The 18,043-nt window shown below is 71.0% G+C and carries 19 protein-coding genes; 5 read left to right on the forward strand and 14 right to left on the reverse strand.

Annotated features, from left to right (window positions below; genetic code table 11):
- Nucleotides 1–20: 20 nt before the first annotated feature.
- From G3A44_RS19850 to G3A44_RS19870, 5 genes are all read right to left on the reverse strand, one after another.
- On the reverse strand, nt 21–1,973 hold the full coding sequence (locus G3A44_RS19850; protein ID WP_163459494.1) for an SdrD B-like domain-containing protein: 1,953 nt from the start codon (nt 1,971–1,973) through the stop codon (nt 21–23).
- Nucleotides 1,970–2,836 (reverse strand): COG1470 family protein, encoded by an 867-nt coding sequence (locus G3A44_RS19855; RefSeq protein WP_163459495.1) that lies wholly within the window; start codon nt 2,834–2,836, stop codon nt 1,970–1,972. The genes G3A44_RS19850 and G3A44_RS19855 overlap by 4 nt, the downstream gene beginning before the upstream one ends.
- Entirely contained in the window at nt 2,826–3,284 is a 459-nt protein-coding gene (locus G3A44_RS19860) for a hypothetical protein (protein WP_163459496.1), read from the reverse strand. The genes G3A44_RS19855 and G3A44_RS19860 overlap by 11 nt, the downstream gene beginning before the upstream one ends.
- On the reverse strand, nt 3,281–3,865 hold the full coding sequence (locus tag G3A44_RS19865) for a hypothetical protein (protein ID WP_163459497.1): 585 nt from the start codon (nt 3,863–3,865) through the stop codon (nt 3,281–3,283). Before G3A44_RS19865 ends, G3A44_RS19860 begins: the two co-directional genes overlap by 4 nt.
- A 136-nt stretch (nt 3,866–4,001) precedes the next feature.
- On the reverse strand, nt 4,002–4,589 hold the full coding sequence (locus G3A44_RS19870) for a hypothetical protein (protein ID WP_163459498.1): 588 nt from the start codon (nt 4,587–4,589) through the stop codon (nt 4,002–4,004).
- Between the two features lie 489 nt (nt 4,590–5,078).
- On the opposite strand from G3A44_RS19870, the gene G3A44_RS19875 reads away from it, so the two are divergent.
- Nucleotides 5,079–6,779 (forward strand): 2-isopropylmalate synthase, encoded by a 1,701-nt coding sequence (locus G3A44_RS19875; RefSeq protein ID WP_163459513.1) that lies wholly within the window; start codon nt 5,079–5,081, stop codon nt 6,777–6,779.
- 333 nt (nt 6,780–7,112) lie between these two features.
- Nucleotides 7,113–7,733 carry an Ntn hydrolase family protein gene (locus G3A44_RS19880; protein ID WP_163459499.1) on the forward strand — a complete coding sequence of 207 codons (621 nt, stop codon included), beginning with the start codon at nt 7,113–7,115 and terminating at the stop codon, nt 7,731–7,733.
- Between the two features lie 22 nt (nt 7,734–7,755).
- Here G3A44_RS19880 and G3A44_RS19885 read toward each other — a convergent pair whose 3' ends face one another.
- Complete coding sequence (locus G3A44_RS19885) at nt 7,756–8,394, reverse strand: M15 family metallopeptidase (protein ID WP_163459500.1); 639 nt, start codon at nt 8,392–8,394, stop codon at nt 7,756–7,758.
- Nucleotides 8,395–8,508: 114 nt separating this feature from the next.
- Between G3A44_RS19885 and G3A44_RS19890 the strand changes: the two genes are divergently transcribed.
- Nucleotides 8,509–9,336: a sulfotransferase family protein gene (locus G3A44_RS19890; protein WP_163459501.1), complete on the forward strand. Its 828-nt coding sequence runs from the start codon at nt 8,509–8,511 to the stop codon at nt 9,334–9,336.
- A 35-nt stretch (nt 9,337–9,371) separates the two neighbouring features.
- Here G3A44_RS19890 and G3A44_RS19895 read toward each other — a convergent pair whose 3' ends face one another.
- Nucleotides 9,372–9,719, reverse strand: coding sequence for a zinc ribbon domain-containing protein YjdM (locus tag G3A44_RS19895; RefSeq protein WP_163459502.1), 348 nt, complete (start codon nt 9,717–9,719; stop codon nt 9,372–9,374).
- Nucleotides 9,716–11,167, reverse strand: coding sequence for an aminotransferase-like domain-containing protein (locus G3A44_RS19900; RefSeq protein WP_163459503.1), 1,452 nt, complete (start codon nt 11,165–11,167; stop codon nt 9,716–9,718). Before G3A44_RS19900 ends, G3A44_RS19895 begins: the two co-directional genes overlap by 4 nt.
- Nucleotides 11,168–11,300: 133 nt before the next feature.
- Between G3A44_RS19900 and G3A44_RS19905 the strand changes: the two genes are divergently transcribed.
- A complete protein-coding gene (locus tag G3A44_RS19905) occupies nt 11,301–12,230 on the forward strand; it encodes a carbon-nitrogen hydrolase family protein (RefSeq protein WP_163459504.1) in 930 nt (309 codons plus the stop codon).
- A 5-nt stretch (nt 12,231–12,235) separates the two neighbouring features.
- Nucleotides 12,236–12,571 (forward strand): LrgB family protein, encoded by a 336-nt coding sequence (locus G3A44_RS19910; RefSeq protein ID WP_163459505.1) that lies wholly within the window; start codon nt 12,236–12,238, stop codon nt 12,569–12,571.
- 75 nt (nt 12,572–12,646) lie between these two features.
- Here the strand turns inward: G3A44_RS19910 and G3A44_RS19915 are convergent, their stop codons facing one another.
- From G3A44_RS19915 to G3A44_RS19940, 6 genes are all read right to left on the reverse strand, one after another.
- The gene (locus G3A44_RS19915) at nt 12,647–13,879 is read right to left on the reverse strand and encodes an alpha-hydroxy acid oxidase (protein ID WP_163459506.1); all 1,233 of its coding nucleotides are present in this window, start codon (nt 13,877–13,879) and stop codon (nt 12,647–12,649) included.
- Nucleotides 13,880–13,887: 8 nt separating this feature from the next.
- Complete coding sequence (locus tag G3A44_RS19920) at nt 13,888–14,946, reverse strand: TRAP transporter substrate-binding protein (protein WP_163459507.1); 1,059 nt, start codon at nt 14,944–14,946, stop codon at nt 13,888–13,890.
- Nucleotides 14,947–15,002: 56 nt separating this feature from the next.
- Nucleotides 15,003–16,337 (reverse strand): TRAP transporter large permease, encoded by a 1,335-nt coding sequence (locus tag G3A44_RS19925; RefSeq protein ID WP_163459508.1) that lies wholly within the window; start codon nt 16,335–16,337, stop codon nt 15,003–15,005.
- On the reverse strand, nt 16,334–16,891 hold the full coding sequence (locus G3A44_RS19930) for a TRAP transporter small permease (RefSeq protein WP_163459509.1): 558 nt from the start codon (nt 16,889–16,891) through the stop codon (nt 16,334–16,336). Before G3A44_RS19930 ends, G3A44_RS19925 begins: the two co-directional genes overlap by 4 nt.
- Nucleotides 16,892–16,955: 64 nt before the next feature.
- Nucleotides 16,956–17,876, reverse strand: coding sequence for a ketopantoate reductase family protein (locus G3A44_RS19935; protein WP_163459510.1), 921 nt, complete (start codon nt 17,874–17,876; stop codon nt 16,956–16,958).
- An 18-nt stretch (nt 17,877–17,894) separates the two neighbouring features.
- On the reverse strand, nt 17,895–18,043 hold a 149-nt coding region (locus G3A44_RS19940; protein WP_163459511.1), incomplete at its 5' end, for an aldehyde dehydrogenase family protein.

The following is an 18,043-nucleotide window of genomic DNA, read 5'->3' on the forward strand; positions in this document are numbered from 1 at the left end:
AGCGCCCGCAGGTGCAGGGTTCAGGGGGCGCGCTGCACCGCCAGGGCCACGCGGGTGTCGCCGCGCAGCTGCACCTCCACGCGTTGGCCGGTCTCGTCGGCGGCGGACCAGGGCAGGGGCAGGCTGTCACTGCGCACGGCCAGGGTGTGGCCGCCAGCGGCCACCAGCGGAAACTCGAAGCGGCCCTGGGCATCGGTGCGGGTGACGTAGCGCTCGTCCAGCGTCACCATCACGCCGGGCACGCCGGCCTCGCTGGCGTCCTGGGTGCCGCTGCGGTTGGCGTCAAAGTACACCACGCCCTGCACCCGCCCGCCGCCGGCCTGGGGCTGGCCGCCCAGCGGCACGCTGCGGCTGCCGGCCTGGAACTCGTGGCGCAGCACCAGCAGGAAGGCCCGGCTGGCGGTGGCCACGGCGTCGGTGGGCCGGGGCGCCAGCGGGTCCAGCGGCACGGCCGAGGCCAGGCGGCCCAGGCTGCGGGTGTAGAGGCCCTCCAGCGTCCACAGGGGGGCCAGGCGCCATTGCGTGCCCAGGTTGGCACTCCAGGTGTCCTGGCCGGCGCTGCTGCGCTGGGTCTGCAGGCTGCCGTTCCACTGGGCGCGCGAGCCCAGCGGCAGGGTCCAGGCCAGGGCAGCGTTCCAGAGGCTCTGGGCGCCCAGGCCTGCGGGGGCAAACGCCGATTCGCGGGCATGCGCCAGGCTGCTGGCCAGCGTCTGGCCCAGCGGCAGCGCCCACTCCTGGTCCCAGGACAGGCCCAGGCGACGCGGACCGTCCTGGCTGTCGGTGTGCTCCAGGCGCAGGCCGGTGGCGCCCAGCTCATGCTGCCACCGCCAGTCGGCATGGCCCTGGGTGGCCTGCCCGGCGTAGCGGCGCAGGGTCAGGCCGGCGCCCAGGCTGTGGTCGCGGCTGAGGCGCCAGCGGCCGCTGGTGGCGGCGTAGAAGCCGTCCCCATGACGGCCGCTGAGGTTGTGCAGGCCGTCCAACGCGCCCTCGACCGACCACAGCCGGCCCCGCCACTGACCCCGGTAGTACACGCCTTCCAAATCCTCGGGCAGGGGCTGGTCCACCCAGCTCAGGCCCGGGGCCAGGCGGTAGGCACCAAAGCTGTGCTGCCGCGGGCCTTCGCGCCACTGGCCGTCCAGCCAGAAGCCGTCGCGCACGGTGTCCAGCGTCTCCTGGTGGGTGCGCACGGTGTGGGTCTGCAGGCTCAGCGGCCCCTGCTCCAGCCGCACCACCGTCTGGCCGGAGCGGGCACTCTGCCGGGCGGCCCCCAACGCGCCGGTGGGCAGCACGTTCTCGGCGGTTTCCAGCATCATGGCCGTGGTCCACACGCCCTGGCCGGGCCCCGGGGCCTGGCGCGACTGCAGGGCCAGCAGGCTGCGCTGACCGCCCAGGCGGTCAAACAGCGTGACCGGGGCGCCCTGCAGGCGGCCGGCCTCGCCCTGGGCGGCCTGCAGCCACCAGCCGCGCTCGGGCTGCTCCCACTGCAGCGCCGCGCCACCCACCACAAAGGAGGGCACGGTGATGCGGGTGGGCAGACGGGTGACGGGCGGCGCGGGCCGGTCCACCACGCCCAGCTCGTGGTGGGCGCGCCAGCCGTCGGCCAGCGGCAGGTCGCGCTGGCGCAGGGTGAGGGTGGCACGGCGGGCATCGCCCGGCAGCGCACCGTCCAGCGAGAGCAGGCCGAAGCTGGCGGTCTCCAGCAGGGCCTGGGCGACCACGCCGCTGCGCGTGCGGTGCCGGGCGTCGAAGGGCTCGGTGCCCACGCGGGCCTCCACCCGCAGGTAGCGCGGCGGTCCGCTGGGGTCGTAGGGGGCCTCGGGGGCATCCTCCTCGTCCTCGGACGGGGGCAGGTCGGCCATCACCCGGTCCACATAGGCCGGTGCGGCAGGGCTGGGCGCGGCCGGCCCCTGCCCCCAGGCCGGGACGGCCCCGACCAGCAGGCAGACGAGGGGGCCGACCCGCAGTCCCTTCATGGGTGGAAGCGTGCGTCCACCGCCAGGGACTGCCGGCCCCATTCCAGCGTGCCCTTAACCTGCAGCGGGTAGCGCAGGGTGGGCTGGGGCTGGCCGGGCTCGACCACCGGGGTCAGGGCGATCTCGCGGCTGCGCCCAGGCAGGATGGGCACGTCGGCGGCGGCCAGCTCCACCCGCTGGCCCTCGGCGTCGGTGCCCACCAGCACGCCCTCCAGGCGGCCGTGGGCATTGCCGGCATTGCGCACCTGCAGCACCGGCACCCGCTGGCCCTGCACGGTGGCCACCTGCTGACCCTCCACGGTGAGCACGGGGGCGGCGTCACCCACGGTGACGTAGACGATGACGGCAATGCGCGCCCCCACCGGGAAGCTCAGCGCGCCCTGCACCCGGGCGGGGTCCTGACCCTCGACCATGAGGGCGAAACGGCATTCGCCAGCCGGCGCCTCGGCCGGTGGCGTGACCTCGAAGCGAAAACGGTAGCGGGCACCGGCGGCCAGGCTGAGCTCGTGGCGCTCGATGGCCACCCAGGGCCGGCAGCTCTGGGGGGACAACGCGTCGGTGAACGTCACCGCCTGGTCGGGCCCCAGATCCCAGTCGTTGGTGTAGAGGCGGTAGCCGCCGCGCTGCTGGCCGACGTGCTGGATCTCGACGATCTGGCGCAAGGACTTGCCCGGCGCCACCTGGGCCACGATGCGCGGCGGCGAGACGTAGGCCGAGAAGCCCTGTGCCCCCGCCACGCCGGGCACGGCCCCGGCGGCCAGCGCCAGCAGGCCTGCCCAGACAGCCGAACGGGTCAGCCGGCCCCGGCCGATGGCCAGGGCTTGCAAGGCAGGAGGGATGAAGCGCGATCGGTCAGTCAGCATCGAATTCAAAGCGGAAGTTCAGGCGCCGGATGTTGCCTCGCCAGTCGGTGCCGGTGCTCAGGTGCATGAGGAACTGGTCCTCGAGCGTGGCGGTGGTCAGGGTGCCGGCCCAGACCAGGGCCCGCTCGCCCGAGCGCAGCACGCCGCCCTGCAGCGGCCCCTGGCTGGTCCAGCGGGCCTCCAGGGTGGAGGTCTCGTCACGGTCCAGCACCAGGTGGATGCGGCCGCTGCGGCCGATCCAGGGCCGGGTGTCCAGGCGCACCCGCACCCGCACCTGGGCCTGCATGCCGTCGGCACGCTCGCGCCACTGCATCTGCACCTGTGGCGGCATGGTGTGGGTGCCGGTGTCGTCCAGGCGGTGGGGGTTGGCCGCAGCGGGCGCCACGCCGCTTAACTGGGCGACCAGGGCCAGTGCAGCCCACCCGACCAGGCGGGGCGCGGGCTTCATGGGCTGCTCAGCGTGTAGGTCACGCGTCCGTTGTAGGTGCCCGCCGCCGGCAGCACGCTGTTGGCGTAGCTGAAGGTGTGGCAGTTCTCGATGTAGGTGTTGGCCGGCACCGTGGCCAGGGTGAGGGTGCCGCCGTTGAAGGTGCCCGCGGCGATGACATTGGGCACCGAGCTGCCGGGGGCCGAGACGGTCCAGCTGATCTGGCTGAAGGGCAGGGTGTCGCCCGCGGCGTTGGTCAGGCTGGCCGGCGAGGTGACGGTGAGCGTGGCGCTGGCCGGGCCGTCGCCGCCGTTGCTGCGGCGGTAGGCCGCCCCCACCAGGATCTGGGAAGCCGGGGTGGGACAGGTGGTGTAGCCGTCACCGTACAGCGTGGTGGACTGGGTGCTGTTGGTGGTCATGGCCTGGGCCGCGCCCGAGGCCAGGGCCGCCCCGGGCACCGTCACCTCCACCCGGTTGATGGTGGTGTTGGTGGCGTCGCGGGTGCCGTTGCCCACGTGCAGGAACACCCGGCGGCTGGCCGCCGCGATGTTGAGCGACCAGGCCTGCACCAGCGGCGGCGCCAGGGCCAGGCCCAGCAGCAACAGAGCCCGGGCCCCGTTCCGCGCGCGGAGGGGTCGGCTGCGGAGCGAGGACGTCGGGCTCATGGAGGTGCGGGGCGCCGCGCGCCCCGTGCGGGACGGCCGGCCGGACCGGTCCGTCCTGGGGCCTGCAGCCGGTTCAGGGCATGGAGGCGGTGTAGGTCACGCGGCCGTTGGTGGTGCCGTAGGTGCCGGGCGCGACGATGTTGTCGTTCTCGTACACGAAGGACCAGTTGGCCGTACGGTCGGTGATCTTGCCAGCATTCAGGGTCACGTTGCTGCTGGTGCCGGGGCCGGACAGGGGCAGCGCAGGGGTCGGCAGGGTGCCGGCATCGCTGCTGGGGGTGATCTGCGACCAGGGGATCACGTCGCCATCGGCGGTGGTCAGGGCGCCGGAGGTGGTCGCGGTCAGCGCCACCTGGCCGTTGTTGCCGCGCACCCGCACGGCCACCGACTGCGCCGCGGAGGCGGTGCCGTTGCCGACGTCGGCGGCGGCGGCGCTGTAGTCGAAGGTCAGGGTGTCAATGGTCGAGTTGCTGGCGATGGGGGTGCCGTTGCCGGTGCCCACGGCCAGGAACAGCACGCGCGGGATGATGACGCGGAAGTCCAGGCGGGCCACGGCGGTGCCGGAGCCCACGATGAGCTGCGACTCGGCCGAGGCGGTCATGGGCAGGGACAGGGCCAGCGTGGCCGCGGCGGCGGTGATCAGCAGTGATTTCTTCATCATGGTGACGACTCCTCAAAGGTGACGAAGACAAGGTGCGGACGCTGTGGTTGAGCAACGGCCATGAAACACAGTGTAAGCATTTCTTACACACCTCAACAATCGACGTCCACGCGTCGATAAGTCTCCACAGTAGGGGTAGGCGGCACAAACCGTGAAATATCACCGGTTGACGGCCCGTGCGCCGTCCCGCTACATTCGCTCCCCATGCCTTCGCGCCACGCCTTCCTGCTAGACCTAGCCCTCACCCTGGGCCGGGATCTGCACGTGCGCGCCCTCTGACCCCCACCTTCTCGGCGGGTCTCTTCCACTCCCCCTGATCCCGGCTCCACACCGCAGGCCACTGCGGCAGGGGAGTGACGCGCTTGGCATCGCCAGGCACGGGTTGCGCACGGTCCCCTCCCCCTTCATCGCACCCGCACGGCCTGGGCCTTGACCGCCGGCCGGCGGGGCGCCCGCTGTCCGCGGGCAGACCGTGAGCCGACGACCATGATGCTGCGTGACCCCAGCCCCAAGTACCGCCCTTTCCCCGCCGTGGACCTGCCCGACCGGCAGTGGCCCGGCCGCCAGATCCGGCAAGCGCCGGTGTGGATGTCCACCGACCTGCGAGACGGCAACCAGGCCCTGTTCGAGCCCATGAACGGCGAGCGCAAGCTGCGCCTGTGGCAGTTGCTGGTGAGCACCGGCTTCAAGGAGATCGAGGCCGGCTTTCCCGCCGCCTCGCAGATCGACTTTGACTTTGTGCGCGGCCTCATCGAGCAGGGCCACATCCCGGCAGACGTGACGCCCATGGTCATGACACAGGCCCGCGAGGACCTGATCGAGCGCACCGTGCTGAGCCTGCGCGGCGCCCGCCGCGCCATCGTGCACCTCTACAACGCCACCGCACCGGCCTGGCGCGAGCTGGTGTTCCGCCTCTCGGTGGACGAGGTCATGGCGCTGATCGAGCGCCAGGTGGGCCACCTGCGGCGCCTGACCGACGCCCAGCCCGAAACCGAGTGGGTGCTGCAGTACTCGCCCGAGACCTTCTGCATGACCGAGCTGCCCGTCTCGCTGCGGGCCTGCGAGACCGCCATGCGCGCCTGGGGCGTGGGCCCGGGCCGTCCCATCATCCTCAACCTGCCCACCACGGTGGAGGTGAGCACGCCCAACGTGTTTGCCGACCAGGTGGAGTGGATGCACCGCCACCTGCCACAGCGTGAGCACATCATCCTCTCGGTGCACCCCCACAACGACCGCGGGACGGGCGTGGCCTGCGCCGAGCTGGCCCAGATGGCCGGCGCCGACCGGGTGGAGGGCTGCCTGTTCGGCAATGGCGAGCGCAGCGGCAACGTGGACCTGGTGACGCTGGCGCTCAACCTCTACACCCAGGGCGTGTCGCCACGGCTGGACTTCTCGGACCTGGCCGGCGCCGCGCGGGTGGTGGAGGCCTGCACCGGCATCCCCCTGCACCCGCGCCACCCCTACGCCGGCGACCTGGTGCACACCGCCTTCTCCGGCTCGCACCAAGACGCCATCAAGAAGGGCCTGACCGCCCAGCAGGACGGCACGCCCTGGCGCGTGCCCTACCTGCCCATCGACCCGCAGGACATCGGCCGCAGCTTCGACAGCGTCATCCGCGTCAACAGCCAGTCGGGCAAGGGCGGGATCGCCTACCTGATGGAGCGGCACTTCGGCCTGGTCATGCCCCGGCGCCTGCAGGTGGAGTTCAGCGCCGTGGTGCAGCGCCACGCCGACGCCAGCGAGGCCGAGATCGACGTGGACACGCTCTGGCGCCTGTTTGCCCAGGCTTACCTGGGTGCGGCCGACACCGCCCAAGCCCTGCCCCAACCGCCACAACTGCACCGCAGCGCCAGCGGGACGCAGATCACGCTGCCCCTGCCCGGTGCCACCGTGCTGCACGGCCACGGCAACGGCCCGGTGGAGGCCGCCGTGAACGCCCTGGGCGGGCGCCTGCGCATCGACCACTTTGAGGAGCACGCCGCGCGCGGCGGCGCCGACGCCCCGGCCTGGGCCATCGTCGAGGCCACCGACCCGCTCACCCGCCGCACCAGCTTTGGCGTGGGGCGCCATGCCGACATCGGCCTGGCTGGCGCCCTGGCGGTGCTGAGCGCCGCCCAACGCCTGCAGTTGCTGCCAGCGGACACCACGCACCGCGACGTCCAGCCGGCAGCCGAGCTGGCCACGGTGTGACCGAACCGCATCCCTGCACCCTGACCCCCAAGCCGCGCTGCGCCACCGCCAGCGCCGGCTGACGGGGAGCGGCGGCGCCACCCGCGCCCCACCCTCCCCGCACCCACCCCGCGCCACCATGCGGGGCTTCCTGGGGCTTGACCCTGCGGCCGGCGGGCCGCCACCACCCGTGGCGGCCCGCCAGAGGGCGTCTTTTCGGCGCTTTGACCACGCTGGCCTGAACTAGGCTGGCCCGGTCCCTCGGTAAGCCCGCGGCCCGGCCGGCGCAAGACCTGCGCCGCCTGCCGGTCCCGGCGCCGCCACGTCAACGCCCCAACCCCAACCCGCACGCCCATGTCCACCGTCCTGGCCGTCGCCACCCCTCAAGCCATCGTCATCGGCTCGGAGACCCTGCTCATGCAGGGCGAAACCCGCCTGGGCCACGCCTATGGCGACAACCCCAAGCTCTACACCGTGGGCCACAGCTGCATCGGCCTGACCGGCACGGTGGCGCACTACAGCGCCTTGATCCTGGCGCTGAGAAGCCTGGGCGAAGACTGCCGCCTGGGCAGCGTGGAGCAGGTGTTCGAGACCTTCAACCGGGTCCACCGCAAGCTCAAGGACGAGTTCTTCCTCAACCCCAAGAAGCAGCCCGACGACGCCTACGAGGCCAACCACATCTCGGCCCTGGTGGCCAATGGCAGCGGCCTTTACGGGGTGTATGCCCACCGCGAGGTGCTGCGCTTTGACCGCTTCTGGGCCAACGGCACCGGCCGGCCCTATGCCCTGGGCGCCATGCACTGCGCCTGGAACGCCGCGCAGGACAGCGGCGCGGCTCCCGACGCCCTGGCCATCGCACGGCAGGGCCTGGGCGCGGCCATGGAATTTGACCGCGCCAGCGGCGGCGCCATGCGCCTGTACCGATTCATGCCCGGGTCGGATGCCGGGCCGGAGTGCCTGACGCCGCCGACCTGAAGACGCCAGGCGCCAACGGCGCCTACTCCACCTCGCCGTACACCGCCTGCGGCTGGCCCAACAGCAGGGCCGACATGGGGTCGCCCCAGCCGAAGTGCCACCACTCCTCGGGGTAGTTGGCAAAACCCTGGGCCATCATGGCCTGCAACAGCAGGTGGCGGCGGGCACGGCATGCGGGCGGCACGTCCAGGCTCAGCGTCGCCGAGCGGGCCGTGAAGTCGTCAAACGCGGTGCCCATGTCCAGCGCCTGGCCCTGCGCATCCGCCAGGGTCAGGTCCACCGCGCCACCGGTCAGGTGCGGCAGCACGCGGCGGCCCGGCCGGTCGGGCGGCGTCACATAACGCGCCGCCTGGGCATGCAAGCCGGGCTCGTCCCACTCGGGGTGCGCCTGGCGCAGCGCGTCCAGATGACGGGTGTACAGCGCCTGCTGCACCGCCCGCGGGCGGTGGCCGTCCAGCACCAGCAACTGCAGGCCCTGGGGCCGCAAAGCCGCCTGCACCGCCTGCAGCCGGCGCAGCACGCCGCTGCGCAGACGCAGCACCGGGTCGGCACTCAAGCCCATCGCAAAGTAGGCCGGCGCGCCGGCCAGGCCGGCCTCGGCCACGGACAGCAGGGGTTCGCCGCAATCGGCGATGGGGATGTGTTCCCAGTTCAAGGACATGAGCGGTGACGGCAAGAGGGGCGGTGGGCCGGCAGGTGGCCACGGCGGCGGCCAAGTCGGTGGCCTAACATCAGGCCGCCCACCTTACACCCCTGCGTCACCCCAAGGCCCGCCGTGTTCTTCATTCTTGGCACACCCCGCTCCGGCACCACGCTGCTGGCCCAATGTCTCAACGCCCACTCCCAGCTGGCGGTGCCCAACGAGACCGACTTCATCATCCCCATGGCCTTTGTGCTGGACCGGGTGAAGGACCCGGCAGTGGGCCGACCGATGGTGGCGGACCTGATCTGCCACTCGGCACAGTACCGCGCCAGCCTGGCCGACTACCTCACCCACGAGGAGGTCCGGGCGCTGGTGGCGGAGACGCCTTACCAGGCCTGGGCGCTGCTGCAGGCCATCTATGGCGCGGTGGCCCGACGGGCGGGCAAGGTGCTGGCGGGCGACAAGTCGCCCAACGACCTGAACTTCCTGCGCATGCTGGTCAAGGTGGGCGGCCTGCCGGCGCAGGCCAAGGTGATCCACCTCGTGCGAGACATCCGCAACGTGATGGTGTCGCTGCGCGCCTGGCAGGGCCCCAGCGACCAGGACGACTACTTCGCCCGCTACTGGTGCAGCCACAACCTGTACGTCAAGGCACTGCGCGAGCGCCAGCCCGACACCTACCACCTGGTGCGCTACGAGGACATGGTGCAGGACCCGGCGGGCACCTTCAGCGCGGTCTGCGCCTTTCTGGGCCACACCCTGGAAGAGGGCATGCTGCTGCCGGAGCACCGGCACCCGCGCTACCGCAAGGCCCGTCACCACCAGAAGCTCTATGAGCCCATCTCGGCCGACCGGCTGGACGCCTGGCGCACCGAGCTGCCAGAAGGCCTGGCCGCCCACTACGAGCGCCAGGCGCGCGAAGGGCTGGAGGCCTTCGGCTATCCCCTGTCGGGGGGCTGAGGCGGGCGGGCGGGGCTGAAGGCGGGCGAGGCCGCTCAGGCCTTCTTGATGTACTCGCTCTTGAGCTGCATGGGGCCAAAGCCGTCGATCTTGCAGTCGATGTCGTGGTCGCCGTCGATCAGGCGGATGTTCTTGACCTTGGTGCCCACCTTGACCACGGCCGAGGAGCCCTTGATCTTCAGGTCCTTGATGACGGTGACGCTGTCGCCGTCTTGCAGCACGTTGCCATGGGCGTCCTTCCAGACGCGCGCGGCTTCAGCGGCGTCGGCCGGGGCGCCGGCGCTCCATTCATGGCCGCAGGAGGGGCAGACGAGCTGGGTGCCGTCTTCGTAGGTGTAGTCGGCCTGGCAAACGGGGCACGGGGGCAAGGTGGGTGCAGTCATGGGGCGACATTGTCCGTGACGCACCGCCGCGCGGCCTCACCCAGCCAGCGCAACGCGGCGTCCAGCCGCGCGTCGCCCGGGTGGCCCACATTCAGCCGCAGGTGGTGGGTGAAACGGGCATCGGCCGAGAACAACACCCCCGGCGCGGTGCTGATGCCCTGGGCCAGGGCCAGCCGGTGCAGGGCCAGCGCGTCCACCGCCGGCGGCAGCTCCAGCCACAGAAAGTAGCCCCCTTCCGGCTGGGTGCAGCGCGTGCCGGGCGGAAAGTGCCGGGCGATCAGCCCGCGCGCGCGCCGCTGGCTGGCGGCCAGGGCCTGGCGCAGCTGGCGCAGGTGGCGGTCGTAGCCGCCCTGGGCCAGGTAGTCGGCAATGGCGCGCTGGGCGGGCAGCGAGGTGGACAGGCTGCTCATCATCTTCAGCCGCTGCACATCGCGCGCAAAGCGCCCCGCCGCCGCCCAGCCCACCCGGTAGCCCGGCGCCAGGCATTTGGAAAACGAGCTGCAGTGCAGCACCAGCCCAGCGGCATCAAAGGCCTTGGCCGGCGGCGGGCGCTGCAGGCCGGCATGCAGCTCGCCGTACACATCGTCCTCAATCAGCGGAATGCCGTGGCGCGCCAGCAGCGCCACCAGGGCCTGCTTGTGGTCCGTGGGCATCAGCGCGCCCAGCGGGTTCTGAAACCGCGTCATGAACCAGCAGGCGGCCACCCGCTCGCGCTGCAGCAGGGCCTCCAGCGCGGCCAGGTCCACCCCGGTGACGGGGTCGGTGGCCACCTCCAGCGCGCGCAGGTGCAGGCGCTCGATGGCCTGCAAGGCGCCGTAGAAGGTGGGCGACTCCACCACCACCACATCCCCCGGCCGGGTCACGGCCTGCAGGCACAGGTTGAGCGCCTCCAGCGCCCCGTGGGTGATGACCAGCTCCTCAGGCGCCAGGGCCACCCCCTGCAGCGCATGGCGGTGGCGCAGCGCCTCGCGCAGGGCCTCGTCGCCGGCGGTCAGGGCGCCGGTGATCTGCGCGGGTTTCAAGCGCCGCATGGCCCGCGCGCCGCTGCGCGCCAGCGCGTCGAACGGAAACAAGGCCGGCGCCGGAAAAGCCGAGCCCAGCGGCACCACATCGGCATCACGCGTGCTGCCCAGCAGCTCCACCAGCAGCTCACTCACTGCCACCGGGCGCGGCCCGCCCGCCGGGGGCGCCACCGGCGCGGGCCGCGGTTTGGCCGCCGGGCGCGCCGCCACGTAGTAGCCCGAGCGCGGCCGCGCCTGCACCAGCCCCCGCTCCTCCAGCACCGCATAGGCCTGGAACACGGTCGACGGGCTCAGGCCCTTGGCCTGGCAGGTCTGGCGCACCGAGGGCAGGCGCTCGCCCGGGCGCAGCGTGCCGTGGGCAATGCCCTCGGCCCATTCAGCGGCCAACTGTTCATAGCGGTGCGAAGACGAGGGGACGGCCGGCATCTGATCGGGTCAAGGCGTGGAGTTTCTGGATCTTACGGTGCAGCCTGGGCTCTGGCAGCATCGACACCCCAGGCTGGGCCCCCAGTGCGCCGGCCCGTCATCCCCCCACTGCTTCACCACAGGACCTCACCCCATGCCCCGCACCACCGTGGCCGCGCTGCAGATTGGCGCCTCGCCCGCCGGCACCGCCCAAACCCTGGCCGACATCCTGGCCTGGGAAGACCGCATCCGCGCCAGTGGCGCCCGCCTGGTGGTGCTGCCCGAGGCGGTGCTGGGCGGCTACCCCAAAGGCGAAATCTTCGGCACCCGCCTGGGCTACCGCCTGCCCGAAGGCCGCGCCGCCTTTGCCGCCTACCGAGAGCAGGCCATCGACGTGCCCGGCCCCGAGGTGCAGGCCCTGGCCGACCTGTCCGCGCGCACCGGCGCCAGCCTGGTGGTGGGCGTGATCGAGCGCGACGGCGCCACGCTCTACTGCACCGCCCTGTTCCTGGACCCACAGCAGGGCCTGGTGGCCAAGCACCGCAAGCTCATGCCCACCGGCACCGAGCGCCTGATCTGGGGCCTGGGCGACGGCTCCACCCTGCCGGTGGTGGAGACCCCCGCCGGCCGCGCCGGCGCCGCCATCTGCTGGGAGAACCACATGCCCCTGCTGCGCACCGCCATGTACGCCAAGGGCGTGGAGATCTGGTGCGCGCCCACGGTGGACGAGCGCGACATCTGGGCCTGCTCCATGCGCCACATCGCGCACGAGGGGCGCTGCTTTGTCATCAGCGCCTGCCAGGTGCAGCCCTCGCCCGCCGCACTGGGCCTGAGCGTGCCCGACTGGCCCGATGAGCGCCCGCTGATCCGGGGCAACAGCCTGATCGTGGGCCCGCTGGGCGATGTGCTGGCCGGCCCGCTGCACGGCGAAGCTGGCTTGCTGTGCGCCGACATTGACGTGGCCGAGCTGCCCGGCGCCCGCTACGACCTGGACGTGGTGGGCCACTACGCCCGCCCCGACGTATTCCAGCTGAGTGTGGACGAGCGGCCCCGGCGCGGGGTGAGCTTCACGCGGGAGGGGTGAACGCGATGACCCGACCCGCTTCTGGCCTGGGCCGGCCGGCCCGTGCCCGGCTCGCTGCAGCGCCACCTGATCTTGTGGTTCTTGCCCGGCATTGCGGCGGTGGTGGAACACGGCCCGCCCCTGGCGCGGCAAGCCCCTGCCCTGCTGCTGGCGCGGCTGCTGCACCGCCCCCCACGCCCGAGGCCGAGGCCTTCACGCTGAGGCTGGCGGCGCATGCCATCGGCGCCGCCCGCGTGGCCCAGCGCCAACCCGCGCAACTGGGCTACGCCGTGGCGGCCATGGGTTTGCATGGGGTGGCCACGGCGGTGGCGGCGATGTTGCTGGCCTGGGCCTGGGGTTGAGCCAGGGCAGGCCCAGGAAGTAGCGGCCCGGCACGGGCGAGACGCCCCGGGTAAAGCACGGGTGGCACTGACCGGTCAACCATCCCCTTGATGGTGCGGTCCGGCCCCCTTCCACTCAGCAGGCGGTGCCGAAGGGCTGCCGTCCCCCGGTCGCTGCAAGGACGGCGATCTCCAGTGACCTGCGCCCAGCGCCCCCAGGCGGCTGACGGCCTCCGCTCCCAGCAGGGCCAGGCCACGCTCCAGATCCTCGGCCAGCAAGTCCAGAACACTCGATACCCCCGCCTCCCCTTGCGCCGCTAGGCCGTACAGGGTCGCCCGGCCGACGAACACGGCCGCAGCCCCCTGGCTCAGGGCCTTGGCCACTTCGGTGCCCGAGCGGATGCCGCTGTCCAGCATGACGGGCAGGCGCCCTGCTGTGCGGGCCAGCACGCGGGGCAAGGCCTCCAGGGGCGAGACGGCGCCGTCGAACTGGCGTCCACCGTGGTTGGAGAGGATGAGGCCATCCACGCCCGCCTGCAGTGCCAGCCCAGCATCCTCTTCATGCAGCAGCCCCTTGATCACCAGCTTGCCCGGCCAGCGGTCCCGCAGCCGTCCCAGTGCAGCCCAGTCCAGGCTGCGATCCATGGCGCGCGCCAGCAGGGCTGCCTGCGCCTGGGGGCTCAACGCGGCTGCCGGGTCTTCGATCAGATTGGCAAAACTGGGCTGCCCCGCCCAAGCCTGTTGCAGCGACCAGCGCGGGTGCGTGAGCAGGTCCCACGCCAGACGGGGCGTGAGGCGAAACGGCAGCTTGAAGCCGTTGCGCTGGTCCCGCAGGCGCAAACCACTCACCGGCACATCCACGGTCAGCACCAGGGTGTCCACGCCCAGAGCCTGCGCGCGGCGCAGCAGCTGGTCCGTGATGCCAGGGTCCTGCATCACGTACAGCTGCAGCCACAACATGCCCTCAGGGATGGCGGCGCGCACCGCCTCCAGCCGCTCATTCGACGCGGTGGACTGGATGAACGGCACCCCATGCCGGGCAGCGGCCCGGGCCAGGGCCAGGTCACCGCCCGGGCGGATCAGGCCGTTGAGCCCGGTCGGCGCAATGCCATACGGGCGCGCCCACCATTGGCCCATCACCTGTGTCGCACAACTCACCTGGGTGGTGTTTCTCAGCACCCGGGGGGCCAAGCGCAGCGTCTCCCAGGCGGTCCGGTTGTGCCGCAGGGCAGTCTCGTCACCCGCCCCGCCGTCCAGGTAGTCGAAGACAAACCGGGGCAGGCGAGCACGCGCCGCCTGGCGCCAGTCGTCACAGCTCAACGGGCGCATGGCGTGGCTTACTTGGCGTACTGCTGCACCAAGCTGCGGGCTTCGGCCAGCAGCTTCTTGCCGTCGGCGCCTTTGGCGCTGGCGTCTTTCACCCAGTCGTCGTCCACCGAGTCGGTGGCCTTGACCCATCGCTGGTACTCCGCCTCGGGCAGGTTGTAGAAGACGCCGCCTGCGTCCTTGGCGGCCTTCTTGTAGGTCTCCACGACGGCGTCAAAGCCCGTCTCACCTGCCCAGGCCGAGGCCGCCAGCCCGCTGTTGGCGTCAATCACCCGCTTCAGGTCGGCCGGCAGGCTGTCGTACTTGGCTTGGTTCATGCCAAACAAGAAGATGGTGTTGGAAATGCGCGGTGCACCGGCGGGCACGTCCAGGTGGTACTTGGCAATTTCGGCCAGCTTGATGGAGGGGGTGCCCTCCCACGGCACGGTGGCGCCATCCACCACGCCCTTGGACAGCGACTCGGGCACGGCCGGCAGCGGCATCTGCACCGGGGCTGCCCCCAGGGCCGCCAGCATGCGCGAGTTGGCCCGGGTGGCCGCCCGGACCTTGAGGCCCTTCAGGTCCTCCAAGGTCTTGGGCTGCTTGCCGGAGAAGTGGAACAGCGCGCCGTCGTGCACATGCATGAAGATGCGTTTGACGCCCTTGAATTCATCGGCCGCGTGGCGATCCACGTAGGTCCAGAGTGCCTGGCTGCCGGACTTGGCGGTGGCGGCCATCCAGGGCAGTTCGAACACTTCGGACTTGGTGAATCGGCCTGCCGCGTAGGTGGGGACCGTCCAGACAATGTCGGCGACGCCATCGCGGGCCTGCTCAAACAGCTGGGCGGGCGTGCCGCCCAGCTGCATGGCGGGATAGATCTGGCACTTCAGCCGGTCGCCAGACTCCTTGGCCACCTTGTCGCACCAGGGCTGGATCAGCTTGAGCTGGGCGCTGGAGGTCGAGGGCAGAAAGTGATGAACCTTGAGGATCACCTGCTGCGCCCAGGCAGCCGCCGGGGCGCCCAGGGCCGCTGCGGCCACCGTCAGGCCAAAGGAGAGATGGCGGATCTTGCGTGTTGCTGTAGCGTTCATGTGGGTCTCCGGTGTAGGACTTGTGAAGAAACTCGGGAAAGTGAAGCGGCGGGTCATCACGCCGCGCCAAAGCTGTGCACCAGCACCAGGGCCATGCTGGGGAACAGCACCATCAGAACGATGCGCAGCAGATCCGAGGCCAGGAAGGGCATCACCCCCTTGAAGGTCTCCACCAGCGGCACGTCCTTGGCCAAGCGGTTGATGATGTAGACGTTCATGCCCACGGGTGGATGCACCAGGCCGATCTCCACCACCATCAGCGCCAGGATGCCGAACCAGATCGACTTGTCAGCATCGGGCATGCCGTAGAAGTCCAGGCCCATCACCATGGGGTAGAAGATGGGAATGGTCAGCAGGATCATGGCCAGCGAGTCCATGACACAGCCCAGCAGGATGTAGATCAGCAAGATCAGGGTCAGCACCAGCAGCGGCGGCATGCCACTGCCCTTGACCCAAGCGGCCAACTCGGAGGGCATCTGCGACAGGGCCAGGGCGGTGTTGAGCATGTCGGCCCCCAGCAGCACCAGGAAGATCATGGCCGTGGCCTGGGCGGTGCCCAGGGCGCTGTCGAGCAGGCCGCGCCAGCGCATCCCACCTGTGACCACCGCCAAAATGCCGCAGGCAGCGGCACCGATGGCAGCCGCTTCGGTCGGGTTGGCCCAGCCGCCATAAATCCCCACGATCACCACGAAGAACACCAGCAGCACCGGCGTCACCTGCACCAAGGCGCTCAGGCGTTGGGCCCAGGGCACCCGGGCGCCAGCCGGGCCCATCTCCGGCTTCCAGCGCACCAGCAGCTGCACCACCAGCATGTAACCGACCATGGCGATCAGCCCCGGCAGCACGGCGGCCATGAACAGCTTGCCAATGCTCTCCTGCGTCAGGATGGCGTAGATGACCAGGGGCACCGAGGGCGGAATCATGATGCCCAGCGTCCCTCCAGCGGCCAGCGCCCCGGTCGACAGGCTGCCCGCGTAGCCATAGCGCCGCAGCTCTGGCAAGGCCACCTGGCCCATGGTGGCGGCAGTGGCCAGCGAGGAGCCGCAGATGGCGCCAAAGCCGGCGCAAGCCCCGATGGCGGCCATGGCCACGCCGCCCCGGCGGTGGCCGATGAAGGCATTCACGCAACGGAACAAACTGCTGCTCAGGCCACCGTGCGTGGCGAACTGGCCCATGAGCAGAAACAGCGGAATCACCACCAAGTCGTAGTTGGACAGACGGGCGTAGGGCAGCGATTTCAGGAGGTTCAGCCAGCCGACGGTCTCGCCGCCGGACAGGTAGACATACCCCCCGGCCCCCGCAAAGAACATGGCGATGCCGATGGGCACCCGGCAGGCCATGAGGGCCAGCAGGAAGCCGAAGATGCAAAGGCCGATGGCAATGCCGCTCATGCGATCACCTCTTTGCCTCGGGAGCCGCCGTGGATCTGGCGCAGATGCCAGACCGCCATGTACAAGCCGCTCAGGGCCAACAGCCCCAGGCCTGGGCACATGGCCAGCTGGGCCCAGCCCACCGGCCAGCCCAGGATGGCCGAGGTTTCTCCAAACTCCAGCGTGCTCAATGCACCCGCGCCCGCGCGCCAACAGAGCAAGGCTCCGAAGCAAGCCACCAGCAGCGAACCCACGGCATCCAGCCCGTGGTTCACGCGCGGCGAGACGTTGGCGGTGAAGAAATCCACCTTCACATCGCCGTGGTTCATGTGGCAGTAGGCAAAAAAGCTGGCCGAGGCGGCAGCGGCCACCATCTGCAGCACTTCCATGTCACCGGGCACCGGCGCGGAGGCCAGCTTGCGTCCGACGATCGAGATGATCGACATGATCACCAGCCCGACGAACAACAGGCCACCCAGGACGGACAGCGTCTTGCCACAGGTCAGCAGCAGCCGACCGAGGGGCCCGTGCACTGGCAGGGGCGCGGCCGGATCTCCGGCAATCGGTTCTTTCATGGTCTCCTCGTTTCCTTCGCTGACCACCCTTGGGGTGGCCTTCAGTGTTGTTGCGCCAAGGTGCTCAGCGGCGCGATCCGGCCTGCTCACGCAACCGAACCAGCGTGGCCAGGGTGTCCGTCAGCGGAACGGCGCAGCCGAGCGATGCGGCCTGGCGCACCACTTCGCCATTGATGGCCTCGATTTCTGTGGGGCGTCCGGCCAGCACGTCTTGCAACATCGACGGCTTGTGGTGCAGGTGGTGATCCATGGCGTGATCCAGCACGCCGTGGACGGCATCACGGGCCTGCACGCCCGATTGGCGTGCCACCGCCAGCACTTCCGAGGCAATGGCATGGGCCAGCGTCCGACTTGCGGCGTGGGCGCCGATCTCACCAACCGTGCAGCCCGTCACCGCACACAGGCTGTTGAGCGCGGCATTGAAGGCCACCTTCTCCCAGATGGCCGCCTTCACACCGGGATCGACTGTTCCATGCAGGCCGACATCGGTCAGTGCCTCGGCCAACCGGGCCAGTGCCGGGTCGTCATGGCCTTCAGCCCACATCATGCGCACATGGCCCTGGCCGCCGGAATGCACTTGGCCCGGGGCCTGCAGATCGGCCGGCACGGTGGTGACACCCACGGCAATCCGCTCCCACGGCACCTGTACCGCCAAGCGCTCAGCGTTGCCCAGCCCGTTTTGCAGGCTGAGCACCCGGGTGTGCGGCCCGATCAGGCCCACCACGGCCGCCAGCGCGCGCTCGGTGTGCAGCGTCTTGGTAAACACCAGGAGCCAATCCGGCACCTCGGTGGCCTGCTCCGGGCGCAGGATGGGCACGCGCACCCGGCGGTCGGCAGCATCGGTGATGAGGCGCAGCCCGTGGGTGCGCACCTGCTCGATGTGGGCGTCGTTCACGTCGAGCAGCGTCACGGCATGACCCGCTTCGGCCAACAAGCCGCCGAACAGGGCGCCCATCGCCCCCGCTCCCAAGACGGTGATCTTCATCTTGAACGTCCTGGCCGCTCAGAACGGGTAGTGGCGCGGCGAGGTCTGGAGGGTGATCCAGCGCAGCTCGGTGAAGGCCTCGACGCCGGCGCGCCCGCCAAAGCGGCCCCAGCCGCTGCCCTTGACGCCGCCAAAGGGCATCTGCGCCTCGTCATGCACCGTGGGGC

The sequence above is a fragment of the Ideonella livida genome, from assembly GCF_010499455.1.
Lineage (GTDB): Bacteria > Pseudomonadota > Gammaproteobacteria > Burkholderiales > Burkholderiaceae_C > Ideonella > Ideonella livida.

Bases quoted from the DNA above. Each gene is read 5' to 3' on its own strand.
- G3A44_RS19850 (WP_163459494.1), bottom strand. From the start codon at position 1,973: ATGAAGGGACTGCGGGTCGGCCCCCTCGTCTGCCTGCTGGTCGGGGCC.
- G3A44_RS19855 (WP_163459495.1), bottom strand. From the start codon at position 2,836: ATGCTGACTGACCGATCGCGCTTCATCCCTCCTGCCTTGCAAGCCCTG.
- G3A44_RS19860 (WP_163459496.1), bottom strand. From the start codon at position 3,284: ATGAAGCCCGCGCCCCGCCTGGTCGGGTGGGCTGCACTGGCCCTGGTC.
- G3A44_RS19870 (WP_163459498.1), bottom strand. From the start codon at position 4,589: ATGATGAAGAAATCACTGCTGATCACCGCCGCCGCGGCCACGCTGGCC.
- G3A44_RS19875 (WP_163459513.1), top strand. From the start codon at position 5,079: ATGCTGCGTGACCCCAGCCCCAAGTACCGCCCTTTCCCCGCCGTGGAC.
- G3A44_RS19880 (WP_163459499.1), top strand. From the start codon at position 7,113: ATGTCCACCGTCCTGGCCGTCGCCACCCCTCAAGCCATCGTCATCGGC.
- G3A44_RS19885 (WP_163459500.1), bottom strand. From the start codon at position 8,394: ATGTCCTTGAACTGGGAACACATCCCCATCGCCGATTGCGGCGAACCC.
- G3A44_RS19895 (WP_163459502.1), bottom strand. From the start codon at position 9,719: ATGACTGCACCCACCTTGCCCCCGTGCCCCGTTTGCCAGGCCGACTAC.
- G3A44_RS19900 (WP_163459503.1), bottom strand. From the start codon at position 11,167: ATGCCGGCCGTCCCCTCGTCTTCGCACCGCTATGAACAGTTGGCCGCT.
- G3A44_RS19905 (WP_163459504.1), top strand. From the start codon at position 11,301: ATGCCCCGCACCACCGTGGCCGCGCTGCAGATTGGCGCCTCGCCCGCC.
- G3A44_RS19910 (WP_163459505.1), top strand. From the start codon at position 12,236: ATGACCCGACCCGCTTCTGGCCTGGGCCGGCCGGCCCGTGCCCGGCTC.
- G3A44_RS19915 (WP_163459506.1), bottom strand. From the start codon at position 13,879: ATGCGCCCGTTGAGCTGTGACGACTGGCGCCAGGCGGCGCGTGCTCGC.
- G3A44_RS19920 (WP_163459507.1), bottom strand. From the start codon at position 14,946: ATGAACGCTACAGCAACACGCAAGATCCGCCATCTCTCCTTTGGCCTG.
- G3A44_RS19925 (WP_163459508.1), bottom strand. From the start codon at position 16,337: ATGAGCGGCATTGCCATCGGCCTTTGCATCTTCGGCTTCCTGCTGGCC.
- G3A44_RS19930 (WP_163459509.1), bottom strand. From the start codon at position 16,891: ATGAAAGAACCGATTGCCGGAGATCCGGCCGCGCCCCTGCCAGTGCAC.
- G3A44_RS19935 (WP_163459510.1), bottom strand. From the start codon at position 17,876: ATGAAGATCACCGTCTTGGGAGCGGGGGCGATGGGCGCCCTGTTCGGC.